Source organism: Bradyrhizobium sp. F1.4.3, from assembly GCF_040548375.1.
Classification (GTDB): Bacteria; Pseudomonadota; Alphaproteobacteria; order Rhizobiales; family Xanthobacteraceae; genus Bradyrhizobium.
In genome coordinates this window covers 207,748-220,425 of the sequence record NZ_JBEPRN010000005.1, presented here as the reverse complement: position 1 = coordinate 220,425, position 12,678 = coordinate 207,748, and the positions used below count along the sequence as shown (strand labels likewise).

The following is a 12,678-nucleotide window of genomic DNA, read 5'->3' as shown; positions in this document are numbered from 1 at the left end:
GACAAGGACAAAAATGTCAGTCGATACCCTTCCCCAGTCGTCCATTCCGATCACGTCGCCGCTGCGGCCGCGTTTCGGATTCCTCACCTCGACGCCGATCATCGCGACGGCGACGGTCTGCCTCGTACTGATCGTGCTGATCTCGATCCTCGCGCCGCTGATCGCGCCGCATGACCCGATCCAGCTGGCGCCGTCGCTGCGGCTGAAGCCCTCCTCGGCGCAGTTCCTGCTCGGCACCGACGCCTATGGCCGGGACCTCTTGTCACGCGTCATCTATGGCGGCCGCGTCTCGCTGCTGATCGGCATCGGCTCGGCGATCCTGTCGATCGTCATCGGCCTTGTGATCGGCCTCGTCTCCGGCTTCTTCAAGCTGATCGATTCCGTCCTGATGCGCGTCATGGACGGCCTGATGGCGATGCCGAGCATCCTGCTCGCGATCGCCGTAGTCTCGCTGTCCGGCGCCAGCATCTGGACCGTGCTGATTGCGATCACGATCCCCGAGATCCCGCGCGTGGCGCGCCTGGTGCGCTCGGTCGTGCTATCGGCGCGCGAGGAACCTTATGTCGAGGCCGCGATCTCGGTCGGTTCATCCCTGCCGAAGATCATGTGGCGGCATTTGATGCCGAACACGATTGCGCCGCTGATCGTCCAGGGCACCTATGTCTGCGCGTCTGCGATCCTCACCGAGGCCATCCTTTCCTTCCTCGGCGCCGGCATCTCGCCGGAGACGCCGACCTGGGGCAACATCATGGCCGAGGGCCGCCAGTATTTTCAGCTCAAGCCGACGCTGATCTTCTGGCCGGGGCTTTTGCTCTCGATCGCCATCCTCAGCATCAATTTGATCGGCGACGCCGCCCGCGACGCACTCGATCCCCGCATGAAGCAGCGGGAGGGCAAGTGAAACAAGCAACGCTGTCATTCCGGGGCGCGCCTCTTGGCGCGAGCTCGGAATCCATTTCACCGCTTGTATTGCGGCCCGATGGATTCTCAGATGCGCAATTGCGCATCATAGTTCGCGCTGCACGCGCCCCGGAATGACGAAAGAGCTTGCATGACCAACACAGCCCTCGACATCAACAACCTCGTCGTGTCTATCGGCAAGAAGCCGAAGGGCGCGAACATCATCGATGGCATCTCGATCCAGGTCCATGAGGGCGAGACGCTGTGCCTTGTCGGCGAAAGCGGCTCGGGCAAGTCGGTGACCTCGCTCACCACGATGGGCCTGCTGCCGAAGGGCACGCTGGTTCCGACCAGCGGCAGCATCAAGCTGGTCGGCGAAGAGCTGCTCACCGCCACCGACCGACGCCTGCGGCAGCTACGCGCGACGCAGATGGCGATGATCTTCCAGGAGCCGATGACCGCGCTCAATCCGGTGGTGCCGGTCGGCCGCCAGATCGACGAGGTGCTGCGCGCCCACACCAATCTCGACGCAAAGGCGCGGAAGAAGCGCATCCTCGACATGATGGAGCAGGTGCGCCTGCCCCAGGTCGAGCGCATCTTCGCCTCCTACCCGCACCGCCTCTCCGGCGGCCAGCGCCAGCGCATCATGATCGCGATGGCGCTAGTGCTCGAACCGAAGCTTCTCATCGCTGACGAGCCGACCACGGCACTCGACGTCACCACGCAGAAGCAGATCCTGACACTGATCCGCGACCTCCAGCGCGATCACGGCACCGCCGTGCTGTTCATCACCCACGACATGGGCGTAGTGGCCGAGATCGCCGACCGTGTCGCGGTGATGCGGCAGGGCCGCCTCGTCGAGACCGGCACGCTGGATTCCATCCTGCGCAATCCGACGATGGAGTACACCCGCAACCTGCTTTCCGCGGTGCCGAGCCTGGTACCGCGCGCGCCGCGTGAGGAGAGCAAGGAACCGGTGGTGCTGGAGGCCAACGACCTCAGCAAGGTCTATAAGGAGCGCGCCTTCTTCGGCAAAGGCCGCGAGGTCGTCGCCGCCGACAAAGTGACGCTCACGCTGCGCAAGGGCCGCACGCTCGGCATCGTCGGCGAAAGCGGCTCGGGCAAATCGACGGTGGCGCGCTGCATCGTCCGCCTGATCGATCCGACCTCCGGCGGCGTGCGCCTCGCCGGCCGCGAGATCTCCGACATCTCGCGCAGGCTGCTCCAGCCGCACCGGCAAAAGATCCAGATCGTGTTCCAGGATCCCTACCGCTCGCTCAATCCGCGCGTCACTGTCGGCGAGAGCATCGCGGAAGGTCCGATCAACTATGGCGTGTCGCACGCCAATGCGATGAAGCGCGCCCGCGAGCTGCTTGAACTCGTCGGCCTGCCGGCCGATGCGGTATCGCGCTATCCGCACCAGTTCTCCGGCGGCCAGCGCCAACGCATCGCGATCGCGCGTGCGCTCGCGCTCGATCCCGACGTGCTGGTCGCAGATGAGGCGGTCTCCGCGCTCGACGTCTCCGTACAGGCGCAGGTGCTGGAACTGCTCGACGAGATCCAGAAGCGGCTCGGCATCGCCATCCTGTTCATCACCCACGATCTGCGCGTCGCGGCACAAATCTGCGACGAGGTCGTGGTGATGCAGCACGGCCGCGTCGTCGAACAGGGCCCCGCTGCCGAAGTGCTGACGCATCCGAAGGAGGCCTACACCCGGGCGTTGCTAGAGGCAGCACCGGGTCGCGGCTGGGACTTTGCGAATTTCCGGCCGGTGCCGGAGGGCGTGGCGGCGAGCGCGTAAGGTCTCTCAACACGTCGTCCCGGCGAAGGCCGGGACCCATACCGCGGAATCTATCGATCGCGCGCGGTGGAAATCCCAAACTCCGAGTCTTCGCCAAATTTCTCCCTGGGATTATGGGTCCCGGCCTTCGCCGGGACGACACCGAGAGTGTGGTTGGCGGAGTGACTCACGACACCCACCGCATCCGCAGCATTCCCAAAACAGCTTGACCCCATGCGCTTTCGAATTGCTTCCCGGCTTGCTCTCGCCGCAAGCACAAGGCTAACGTCGCGCACTCTTGATCGACCGGACTGAATTGATGACACGTATCGCCGTCGGCGGCTTCCTGCACGAGACCAACACCTTCGCGCCAACGAAGGCGACGTTTGCGGACTTCCAACATGGCGGCGGCTGGCCGGCGATGACGCAAGGCGCTGACGTGCTGAAGGTGATGCGGCGCATCAATGTTGGGCTGGCCGGCTTCGTCGACAGCGCCGAGGCCAATGGCTGGGAACTCATTCCGACGATTGCCTGCGGTGCGAGCCCGTCGGCGCATGTCACCAAGGACGCGTTTGAGCGCATCGTAAAGGTGATGGTCGACGGCATCGCCGCCGCCGGCCCGCTCGACGCCGTCTATCTCGACCTGCACGGCGCGATGGTGACCGAACATCTCGACGACGGCGAAGGCGAGATTCTGGCGCGCGTGCGCCGCGTCATCGGAAAGGATGTTCCGCTGGTCACGAGCCTCGACCTGCACGCCAACGTCACGCCCGAAATGATGGAACATGCGGACGCGCTGATCGCCTACCGCACCTATCCGCATGTCGACATGGCCGAGACTGGCCGCGCCTCCGCAAAGCACCTCGCTTTGCTCCTGAAGACCAAGCAGCGCTTTGCAAAGGTGTTCCGGCAATTGCCGTTCCTGATCCCGATCAGTTGGCAGTGCACCAACGACCAGCCCACCAAGGGCATCTACGAAAAGCTCACCGCGCTCGAAAACGACACCGTTCCGACGCTGTCCTTCGCCCCGGGCTTCCCCGCCGCCGATTTCCGCGATTGCGGGCCGAGCGTGTTCGCCTATGGCACGACGCAGGCAGATGCCGATCGCGCGGCGGATGCGATCGTGAAACTGATCGAAAGCCATGAGGACGATTTCGACGGCAAGATCTGGTCGCCCGACGCCGGCGTGCGCCATGCCATGGAACTTGCCAAGGGCGCGAGCAAGCCGATCATCATCGCCGATACCCAGGACAATCCCGGCGCCGGCGGCGATTCCGATACCACCGGCATGCTGCGCGCGCTGGTGCGCAACAGGGCCAGCGCCGCCACCGGCGCGATCTACGATCCGGAGTCGGCCAAGGCCGCGCACGCGGCCGGCGCCGGCGCCACCGTGACGCTCTCGCTCGGCGGCAAATCCGGCATTCCCGGCGACGAGCCCTATCGCGAGACCTTCGTGGTCGAAAAGCTCTCCGACGGCCGCTTCATCGCGCCCGGTCCCTATTACGGCGGCCGCGAGATGGAGATGGGCCCATCCGCTTGCCTTCGCATCGGCGACGTCCGCGTCGTCGTCTCCTCGCACAAGGCGCAGCTCGCCGACCAGGCGATGTACCGCTATGTCGGCATCGAGCCGACCGCGCAGAAGATCCTGGTCAACAAGAGCTCGGTGCACTTCCGTGCCGATTTCGAGCCGATTGCAGAGAAGCTGATGATCTGCGCCGCGCCCGGCGCGATGCCGGCCGATACCGCTTCGCTGCCCTGGACGCGCCTGCGGCCGGGCATCCGCATCAAGCCGAACGGCCCCGTTTTCACTCCCCCCTCACGCTAACTGGACAGGATCACATGCCCACCATTGACCGCATCGACGGCTATGCCGACGAACTCACCGCCATTCGCCGCGACCTCCACGCCCATCCGGAGATCGGCTTCGAGGAAGTGCGCACCTCCGGCATCGTCGCCGACAAGCTGAAGGGCTGGGGCATCGAGGTGCATCGCGGCCTCGGCGGCACCGGCGTGATCGGTGTCATCAAGGGCAAGGGCGGCAGCGGCAAGCGGATCGGGCTTCGCGCCGACATGGACGCGCTGCCGATGGAAGAGAACACCAATTTGAAATGGCGTTCGACCATTCCCGGCCGCTTCCATGGCTGCGGCCATGACGGCCACACCACCATGCTGCTCGGCACTGCGCGCTACCTCGCCGAGACCAGAAACTTTGACGGCACCGTGCATCTGATCTTCCAGCCGGCCGAGGAAGGCCTCGGCGGCGCGCGTGCGATGATCAAGGACGGGCTGTTCGAGAAGTTCCCCTGCGACGAGCTCTATGGCCTGCACAACGCGCCCGACCTCAATCTCGGCGAGATCGCGATCCTGCCGGGCCCGGCGATGGCCGGCGCCGACTTCTTCGACCTCCGCATCACCGGCTATGGCGCGCATGGCGCGATGCCCGAGCGCTCCAAGGACGCGGTGATCATCGCGACCACGCTGGCGCAGGCGATCCAGACCATCGTCAGCCGCAACGTCGAGCCGCTCCAGGCCGCCGTGGTGTCCATCACCCAGATCCATGCCGGCTCCGCCTACAACGTCATTCCCGGCGAAGCCCATCTCTGCGGCACCATCCGCACCTTCTCGGATGAAGTCCGCGCCCTGATCAGCGAACGCATCCGTACGATCTGCGCCGGCATCGCCGCCGCGTATCAGTGCGAGATCGACGTTGACATCCGCGACACCTTTGGCGTGCTGATCAACCAGGTCGAGCAGTCCAAGGTGGTCGAGGACGTCGCGCGCACCATCGTCGATCCCGCCAAGGTGATCACCCGCACCACGCCGAAGATGGGCAGCGAGGACTTTGCCGACATGCTGCAAACCATTCCCGGCGCCTATTTCTGGGTCGGGCACGAGGGCTCGGTGCCGGTGCACAATCCCGGCTATGTGCTCGACGACAAGATCCTGCCAATCGGCGCCAGCATGTTCGCCCGGATCATCGAGACGCGCATGCCGGTGGGCGCCCATGCATAAGAAGGGCGTCGAAGAGGCGGTCACCTCGCTGCACGATCTCACCGCGGTCGATCTGATCGCGGGCTATCGCGCCAAGCAGTTCTCGCCGAGCGAGGTGCTGGAGGAAGTGCTCGAGCACGTCGCTGCGTGGGAGCCGCATCTCAAGGCGCTCTATGCGTTCGATCCCGACAGCGCGCGCGAGGCCGCAAAGGCCTCGACCGCGCGCTGGAGCGGGGGTGAGCCGTCCGGCGCGCTCGACGGCGTGCCGGTGACGGTGAAGGACAACATCGCGACCAAGGGCGTGCCGGTGCCGCTGGGAGCTGCGAGCGTGAAGCTCGTGCCGGCCGAGAAGGACGCGCCGCCCGCCGCGCGGCTGCGCGAATCCGGCGCGATCATCTTCGCCAAGACAACCATGCCCGATTACGGCATGCTGTCCTCTGGACTTTCCAGCTTCCATGCGCTCGCGCGCAATCCCTGGGACCTCTCCAAGAATCCCGGCGGCTCCAGCGCGGGTGCCGGCGCCGCTGCGGCGGCCGGCTATGGTCCCTTGCATCTCGGTACTGACATCGGCGGCTCGGTGCGCCTGCCCGCGGGCTGGTGCGGCCTCGTCGGATTGAAGCCGAGCTTTGGCCGCGTGCCGATCGATCCGGCCTATGTCGGCCGCGTCGCCGGCCCCATGACCCGCACGGTCGACGATTGCGCGCTGATGATGAGCGTGATCGCTAAGCCCGACCGGCGCGACGGCATGAGCCTGCCCGCGGAGCCCCTCAACTGGAAGACGCTGGAGAAGTCTCCGCGAAAATTGCGCATCGGCCTGATGCTCGATCCCGGTGTCGGCCAGCCGCTGGAGAAGCCGGTCCGCGAGGTCGCGGTAAAAGCTGCGAAGGCGTTCGAATCCGCCGGCGCGGTGATCACCGAAGTCGACGGCATCCTCACGCGCGAGATGCTCGACGGCCTCGACAATTTCTGGCGCGCGCGGATGTGGGACGATTTGTCGAAGCTGACGCCGGCCGAACAGGCAAAGGTGCTGCCCTACATCTTCAAATGGGGCGGGTCCGGTGCAAAACTCTCCGGCGTCGACGTGATCCGTGGCTTCAACCAGACCATGGCGATCCGCGCGGCCGCAGCAAAGCTGTTCTTCGACCTCGACTATGTGATCTCGCCGACCGCGCCGAACGTGAACTATCCGGCGGAGTGGGCCTCGCCGACCAATGATCCGATGAAGCCGTTCGAGCACATCGCCTATACCGTGCCGTGGAATATGTCGGAGAACCCGGCCGTCTCCATCAACGGCGGCTTCGACGCCAAGGGATTTCCCATCGGCGTGCAGATCGTCGGCCGCCGCTTCGACGACATCGGCGTGCTCAGCATGGCCAAGGCTTTTGAGAGCCTGCGTGGCCCGCAGCGGCCGTGGCCCAAGCCGCCGGCGAAATAGTCTACACGCTCCGTCATGGCCGGGCTTGTCCCGGCCATCCACGTCTATACGCTTGCGCTGAAGCAAGTACGTGGATGCCCGGGACAAGCCCGGGCATGACGACAGGCTGCGTAAAGAACCAAGAAAGGGAAGGAAACCACCATGGCGTATGAGACGATCAAATACGAGATCGCCGAGCAGGTCCTCACAATCACGCTGAACCGGCCCGACAAACTCAACGCCTTCAACGCGAAGATGCAGGCGGAGCTGATCGACGCGTTCGATGCGGCCGACAAGGACGACAACGTTCGCGCCATCATCGTCACCGGCGCCGGCCGCGGTTTTTGCGCGGGCGCTGATCTCTCCTCGGGTGCCGACACATTCGACCGCGACGCGCGACGCGGCCCCGTCAAGCGCTTCGCCGACGGCAAGGTCGATTACAGCGATCCGCAGGTCCGCGACGGCGGCGGCCAGGTGACGCTGCGCATCTTCAAGTGCCTGAAGCCTGTCATCGCCGCGGTGAACGGACCCGCCGTCGGCATCGGCGTCACGATGCAGCTCGCGATGGACATCCGCATTGCCTCCGATGCCGCGCGCTTCGGCTTCGTGTTCTCCCAGCGCGGCATCGTGCCCGAAGCCGCCTCGAGCTGGTTCCTGCCCCGCATCGTCGGCATCTCGCAGGCGCTGGAATGGTGCTATTCCGGCCGCGTCTTCCCGGCGCAAGAGGCGCTCGCCGGACGTCTGGTCAGCAAGGTCGTGCCGCCGGACGATCTGCTGCCGACTGCCCGCGCGCTCGCCAAGGAATTCGCCGCCAAGACCGCACCGGTGTCGGTGGCGCTGATCCGCCAGATGATGTGGCGCATGATGGGCGCCGACGATCCGATGGAAGCCCACAAGGTCGACAGCCGCGGCATCTACGCCCGCGGCCGCTCGGACGACGTCAAGGAAGGCGTGGTGTCGTTCCTGGAGAAACGGCCGGCGCAGTTCAAGAACAAGGTGTCGAGCGACATGCCGGACTATTTCCCGTGGTGGACGGAGCGGGAGTACAAGTGAGGCATCGTGGGCAAAGCGAAGCGTGCCCACCACTTCGATTTCAATCGCCGATAGATGGTGGGCACGGCGCAAGAGCGCCTTTGCCCACCGTCAATCCATCACCAGCGCCACACGCCCGATCGCCTTGCGATCGATTAGGAGCCGCATCGCCTTCGCGTAATCTTCCAGCGGCAGGCGGTGCGAGATGTTGGGACGCAGCTTGCCCTCCTCCGCCCATGTGAGCAACGCCTTCAGGCGCACCTCGCCGAGCGCCGGATTCTTTCGCACAGCTTCGCCGGCACGGACGCCGAGCACGCTGGCGCCCTTGATCAGCAGCAGATTGGTTTTCGCCGAGCCGACGCCCCCCGTAAAACCGATCACCAGCAGCCGCGCGCCCCAGGCGATACAGCGCATCGAGTTCTCAAAGACCTCGCCGCCGACGGGATCGAACACGACATCCGCCCCGCGGCCATCGGTGATGCGCTTGACGGCATCGCGAAACGGCTCGCGGTCGTAGCGTACGAGATGATCGGCGCCACGCGATTTCGCAATCGCGAGCTTCTCGTCGCTGGAGGCCGTCGCGATCACGGTCGCGCCCAGCATCTTGCCGATCTCGACGGCTGCAAGGCCCACGCCGCCGCCAGCGCCGTGCACCAAGAGCATCTCGCCCGGCTCGACCCTGCCGCGATCGATCAGCGCGTGATAGGCGGTGCCGTGGCCGGCGAGATAGGTCGCGGCTTCCGCGTAGTCAAAATTCGATGGCATCGGCGTGAGCTGCGATGGCGTCACCACGGCTTCATCCGTGAATGCGCCGTGGCGCATCTTCACGATGACCTTGTCACCGACCGCAACGTCTCTCGCCTTTGCGCCCACCTCCGTCACGTCACCGGCGGCCTCCATGCCGGGTGTGAACGGCAGCTCCGGCTTGAGCTGATACTCTCCGGCCGCCATCAGCACGTCCGGAAAATTCAGCCCGGCGGCGCGGATCGCGACGCGCACCTCGCCCGGCTTCAGGGGGCACGACGGAAACTCCTCCAGCCGCAACGTCTCGGGCGCGCCGAGCGCGCGGCAGACGACAGCCCGCACCATCAGGCCGCACTCGCCTTGCGACGCAACAGCGCCTCGCGGATCAGCGGCAGGCGGTCGTTGCCAAAGTACATGTCGGTTTTGCCGACGAAGATGGTCGGCGAGCCAAAGCCGCCGCGCGCGACAACCTCTTCCGTATTGGCCTTGAGCTGATCCTTGATGGCCTGCGCCGAAATGCCGGCAAGGAACTTTTGCTCGTCGATGCCGACCTTCCTGCAGATCTCGGCCAGCACCGCGTCCTGTGAGATATCCTTGTCGCCGCTCCAATAGGTCTCGAACACGGCGGTGGCGAACGGCACCATGTCATTACCAAGCCAGATGCAGCCGCGCATCGCCTTGACGCTGTTCACCGGAAACACCGTCGGCGGCATCTTGATCGCAAGCCCAGCAGAGCGCGCCCAATCGGCGAGGTCCTTCTTCATGTAGCGCGCCTTGAGCGGCACCGGCGTCTCCCGCTGCGCGTAGACGCTCGGGTTGACCGTGTTGAAAATGCCGCCGACCAGGATCGGCCGCCAGGCGATCTCAGCGCCGAGCTCTTTTGCCAGCGGCTGGATGTTGTGGAAGGCGAGATAAGTCCAGGGGCTGGAACAGTCGAAGAAGAAATCGATCATAGCGTTTCCTTTTATTTGTTGGACCTCATCCTGAGGAGGCCGCGTAGCGGCCGTCTCGAAGGATGGCCTCGGGTGACACTCGGGCCGTCATGGTTCGAGACGGCGCTACGCGCCTCCTCACCATGAGGAGCTGGCACTATTTTTTTCCCAACAGCTCCTTAGCTTGCTGCCCAAACATGATCCTGCGTGATTCCTCGTCGAACGGCTCTTTCACGAACTTGCCGATCGCGAGCCCTGCCTGCACTTGTGGCCGGGCGCGCACCTCGGCGTACCACCGTTTCACGTTCGGATAGTCGTCCAACGTAAAACCCTGCGCCTTGTGGGTCATGGTCCAGGGGAAGCAGGCGATGTCGGCGATGGAATAGTCGCCGGCGACATAGGCGCCGGTCTTAGCCAACTGGCGGTCGAGCACGCCGTAGAGCCGCGCCGCCTCGTCGCGATAGCGCGTGATCGCGTAGGGAATCTTCTCGGCCGCATAGAGCGCGAAATGACCGTGCTGGCCGAGCATCGGCCCCAAGCCCGCCATCTGCCACATCACCCATTGGATAGTGGTGGAGCGACCACGCAAATCCGCCGGCAGGAAGCGGCCGGTCTTCTCCGCGAGATAGATCAGGATCGCACCTGTCTCGAACACCGAGAACGGCTCGCCGCCATCAGCAGGCTCGTGGTCTACAATCGCCGGGATCCGGTTGTTCGGGGAGACCGCCAGAAACTCAGGGCGAAATTGCTCGCCGGCGCGGATGTTCACCGGAATCACTTTATAAGGAAGCCTCAGTTCCTCCAGCATGATCGAGATTTTCCAGCCATTCGGCGTCGGCGCATAATGGAGATCGATCATCTCTGTTCCTGCCCGAAATCGCCCGATCGAGCGACTTTTGTTGTTCTGTACCTCGACGTTAAGACATGGCAGGAAGGGGCGCAACACAACCCGCCGGGAGGGCCGCCATGCTGTTTCCAACCACGATCGCCGGCTCCTTGCCGAAGCCGGAATGGCTCGCCGAGCCCAACATGCTCTGGGCGCCCTGGAAGTCGCAAGGCGACGAGCTTCTCCGCGCCAAGCGCGACGCGACCATGCTTGCCGTGAAGGTCCAGGAGGACGCCGGCATCGACATCGTCACCGAGGGCGAACAGGCGCGGCAGCATTTCGTGCACGGTTTTCTCGAGAAGATCGACGGCATCGATTTCGCCCACAAGGTCGAGATGGGAATCCGGAAAGACCGCTACAAGGCGATGGTGCCGCAAGTGGTCGCGCCGCTCCAGCTCAAGGGGCGCGTCCATGCCGACGAGGCGCGCGTCGCCCGCACGCACACTAAGAAGAAGCTGAAGTTCACCCTGCCTGGCCCGATGACGATCATCGACACCATTGCCGATCGCTACTATGGCGACCGCGTCAAGATGGCCTTTGCCTTCGCCGATCTCCTGAACGAGGAGGCCAAGGCGTTGCAGGCCGACGGCGTCGATCTCGTGCAGTTCGACGAGCCCGCCTTCAATGTCTACATGGACGAGGTCAACGACTGGGGCATCAAGGCGCTGGAGCGCGCCGCGCAGGGCCTGACCTGCGCCACTGCCGTGCACATCTGCTACGGCTACGGCATCAAGGCCAACACCGACTGGAAAGAGACGCTCGGCAGCCAGTGGCGTCAGTACGAGCACATATTCCCGGCGATCGACGCCAGCACGATCCAGCAGGTCGCGATCGAATGCCGCAATTCGAAGGTGCCGCTCGATCTGCTGGCGCTGCTCAAGAACAAGATTGTGCAGGCCGGCGTGATCGATGTTGCCAGCGACACCGTGGAGACTGCGGAGGATGTCGTGAAGGTCATCGACGCGGTGTCGAAATTCGTGCCCAAGAGCAACATCATCGCCACCACCAATTGCGGCATGGCACCGATGCGGCGGGAAGTCGCCGAAGCCAAGCTGATGGCACTCGGCGCCGGTGCCGCGCTGGCACGCGAGAAGCTGGGGTGATGGCGGTGATCCGTCCGATACTCGTCGTCGCGACTCTTGCGGCGATCACGCCTGGGCGTGCGGAGGATCGCTCCGTGCTTCTCAATTGCAAGGCCATGGTCGAGCGCGCGTCGAAGGATGCGGGCTCTGCGAGCGAGGCCGAACTCACCCGCTGCCGCCAGGTCATTCGAGAATGGGCCCTGCGCGATGCGCGCACGACGGTCGACGAACAGGGCCGGCCGCTGCGCTAGGATAGCGCAGTTGGATGCAACACGGGCTGATATCCGGCGTTCAGTGTGCGTAGCGTCGATGGCGGCGTCAGCAGCGTTGCTTCGTCAGAGTGACGCTCGACCGCGGTATATCCCGCCGGCGACCACAGCAGCATCCTGCCCTGCGTCACCAGAAAACTCTCCTCCCCCTGCTGTACCATCGCGGCGTCGGGAAGCTGCTCGAGCGGCATCAGCAGCGCGTGCAGCCGCTTCTTGCCATGATCGAGCCGTTCGTGGTGCAGCACCGTGTCGATGTCGTGCATGCGGACGTTCTGCACGCGATTGCCCTTCTCCCACGCGGCCCGGAAGCGATTGGCATCGTCGCGGCGGCAATAGAAACATGGACGGTGCCCGGCTGCGAGCGCAGTGGCCTCGTCGAGGAAGAACAGCTCGGTCCAGCTTCGCTGCGCCATCACCTCGCGGCGCCGGCCGCGGAATTCGCAGGTGCAGGTGAGCCAGGCCGGCGTAGACCAGCGCTTCTTCAGCAGCGTCTTGGTTGCGGGATCGTGGATGATACCGCGATTGCCGGTGAAGAGGCCCCGGTGAGGTGTGGCGATGATGTCGCCTAGCGGCGTGACGCGGTTTTGCAGGGGCATGGCGCCGCTATTCTCCCTCTCCCCGTTCTTACGGGGAGAGGGTTGGGGTGAG

Annotated in this window: 12 protein-coding genes; 8 read left to right on the top strand and 4 right to left on the bottom strand. The window is 64.8% G+C overall.

Features of this window, described 5'->3' with window-relative positions:
• Nucleotides 1–13: 13 nt before the first annotated feature.
• The 6 genes from ABIB73_RS17530 (at nucleotide 14) to ABIB73_RS17505 (ending at nucleotide 8,138) form a co-directional block, all read left to right on the top strand.
• A complete protein-coding gene (locus tag ABIB73_RS17530; RefSeq protein WP_354225636.1) occupies nucleotides 14–901 on the top strand; it encodes an ABC transporter permease in 888 nt (295 codons plus the stop codon).
• Nucleotides 902–1,051: 150 nt separating this feature from the next.
• On the top strand, nucleotides 1,052–2,701 hold the full coding sequence (locus tag ABIB73_RS17525) for an ABC transporter ATP-binding protein (protein ID WP_354225634.1): 1,650 nt from the start codon (nucleotides 1,052–1,054) through the stop codon (nucleotides 2,699–2,701).
• Between the two features lie 298 nt (nucleotides 2,702–2,999).
• Nucleotides 3,000–4,505, top strand: coding sequence for a M81 family metallopeptidase (locus ABIB73_RS17520; protein WP_354225632.1), 1,506 nt, complete (start codon nucleotides 3,000–3,002; stop codon nucleotides 4,503–4,505).
• Between the two features lie 14 nt (nucleotides 4,506–4,519).
• Nucleotides 4,520–5,692 (top strand): M20 aminoacylase family protein, encoded by a 1,173-nt coding sequence (locus ABIB73_RS17515; RefSeq protein WP_354225630.1) that lies wholly within the window; start codon nucleotides 4,520–4,522, stop codon nucleotides 5,690–5,692.
• Complete coding sequence (locus ABIB73_RS17510; protein WP_354225628.1) at nucleotides 5,685–7,106, top strand: amidase; 1,422 nt, start codon at nucleotides 5,685–5,687, stop codon at nucleotides 7,104–7,106. Before ABIB73_RS17515 ends, ABIB73_RS17510 begins: the two co-directional genes overlap by 8 nt.
• A 141-nt stretch (nucleotides 7,107–7,247) precedes the next feature.
• On the top strand, nucleotides 7,248–8,138 hold the full coding sequence (locus tag ABIB73_RS17505; RefSeq protein ID WP_354225627.1) for a crotonase/enoyl-CoA hydratase family protein: 891 nt from the start codon (nucleotides 7,248–7,250) through the stop codon (nucleotides 8,136–8,138).
• A 90-nt stretch (nucleotides 8,139–8,228) separates the two neighbouring features.
• Here ABIB73_RS17505 and ABIB73_RS17500 read toward each other — a convergent pair whose 3' ends face one another.
• The 3 genes from ABIB73_RS17500 to ABIB73_RS17490 all read right to left on the bottom strand — a co-directional run bounded on the left by ABIB73_RS17500 (nucleotide 8,229) and on the right by ABIB73_RS17490 (nucleotide 10,652).
• A complete protein-coding gene (locus tag ABIB73_RS17500) occupies nucleotides 8,229–9,206 on the bottom strand; it encodes an NADPH:quinone oxidoreductase family protein (RefSeq protein WP_354225625.1) in 978 nt (325 codons plus the stop codon).
• Nucleotides 9,206–9,814 carry a 2-hydroxychromene-2-carboxylate isomerase gene (locus ABIB73_RS17495; RefSeq protein WP_354225623.1) on the bottom strand — a complete coding sequence of 203 codons (609 nt, stop codon included), beginning with the start codon at nucleotides 9,812–9,814 and terminating at the stop codon, nucleotides 9,206–9,208. Before ABIB73_RS17495 ends, ABIB73_RS17500 begins: the two co-directional genes overlap by 1 nt.
• Nucleotides 9,815–9,950: 136 nt before the next feature.
• Nucleotides 9,951–10,652, bottom strand: a complete 702-nt coding sequence (locus tag ABIB73_RS17490) for a glutathione S-transferase N-terminal domain-containing protein (protein WP_354225935.1) — start codon at nucleotides 10,650–10,652, stop codon at nucleotides 9,951–9,953.
• A 107-nt stretch (nucleotides 10,653–10,759) separates the two neighbouring features.
• Here ABIB73_RS17490 and ABIB73_RS17485 point away from each other — a divergent pair, with 107 nt between their 5' ends.
• Nucleotides 10,760–11,782 (top strand): methionine synthase, encoded by a 1,023-nt coding sequence (locus ABIB73_RS17485; protein ID WP_354225621.1) that lies wholly within the window; start codon nucleotides 10,760–10,762, stop codon nucleotides 11,780–11,782.
• Nucleotides 11,782–12,012 carry a hypothetical protein gene (locus ABIB73_RS17480; RefSeq protein WP_354225619.1) on the top strand — a complete coding sequence of 77 codons (231 nt, stop codon included), beginning with the start codon at nucleotides 11,782–11,784 and terminating at the stop codon, nucleotides 12,010–12,012. The genes ABIB73_RS17485 and ABIB73_RS17480 overlap by 1 nt, the downstream gene beginning before the upstream one ends.
• On the opposite strand, the gene ABIB73_RS17475 is transcribed toward ABIB73_RS17480, so the two are convergent.
• On the bottom strand, nucleotides 12,009–12,626 hold the full coding sequence (locus ABIB73_RS17475; protein ID WP_354225617.1) for a hypothetical protein: 618 nt from the start codon (nucleotides 12,624–12,626) through the stop codon (nucleotides 12,009–12,011). The genes ABIB73_RS17480 and ABIB73_RS17475 overlap by 4 nt on opposite strands.
• Nucleotides 12,627–12,678: the final 52 nt, after the last annotated feature.

Excerpts from the sequence above, each read along its gene's own strand:
- ABIB73_RS17480 (WP_354225619.1), top strand. The coding sequence starts at position 11,782 with ATGGCGGTGATCCGTCCGATACTCGTCGTCGCGACTCTTGCGGCGATC.
- ABIB73_RS17505 (WP_354225627.1), top strand. The coding sequence starts at position 7,248 with ATGGCGTATGAGACGATCAAATACGAGATCGCCGAGCAGGTCCTCACA.
- ABIB73_RS17530 (WP_354225636.1), top strand. The coding sequence starts at position 14 with ATGTCAGTCGATACCCTTCCCCAGTCGTCCATTCCGATCACGTCGCCG.
- ABIB73_RS17510 (WP_354225628.1), top strand. The coding sequence starts at position 5,685 with ATGCATAAGAAGGGCGTCGAAGAGGCGGTCACCTCGCTGCACGATCTC.
- ABIB73_RS17490 (WP_354225935.1), bottom strand. The coding sequence starts at position 10,652 with ATGATCGATCTCCATTATGCGCCGACGCCGAATGGCTGGAAAATCTCG.
- ABIB73_RS17475 (WP_354225617.1), bottom strand. The coding sequence starts at position 12,626 with ATGCCCCTGCAAAACCGCGTCACGCCGCTAGGCGACATCATCGCCACA.
- ABIB73_RS17525 (WP_354225634.1), top strand. The coding sequence starts at position 1,052 with ATGACCAACACAGCCCTCGACATCAACAACCTCGTCGTGTCTATCGGC.
- ABIB73_RS17500 (WP_354225625.1), bottom strand. The coding sequence starts at position 9,206 with ATGGTGCGGGCTGTCGTCTGCCGCGCGCTCGGCGCGCCCGAGACGTTG.
- ABIB73_RS17485 (WP_354225621.1), top strand. The coding sequence starts at position 10,760 with ATGCTGTTTCCAACCACGATCGCCGGCTCCTTGCCGAAGCCGGAATGG.
- ABIB73_RS17520 (WP_354225632.1), top strand. The coding sequence starts at position 3,000 with ATGACACGTATCGCCGTCGGCGGCTTCCTGCACGAGACCAACACCTTC.
- ABIB73_RS17495 (WP_354225623.1), bottom strand. The coding sequence starts at position 9,814 with ATGATCGATTTCTTCTTCGACTGTTCCAGCCCCTGGACTTATCTCGCC.
- ABIB73_RS17515 (WP_354225630.1), top strand. The coding sequence starts at position 4,520 with ATGCCCACCATTGACCGCATCGACGGCTATGCCGACGAACTCACCGCC.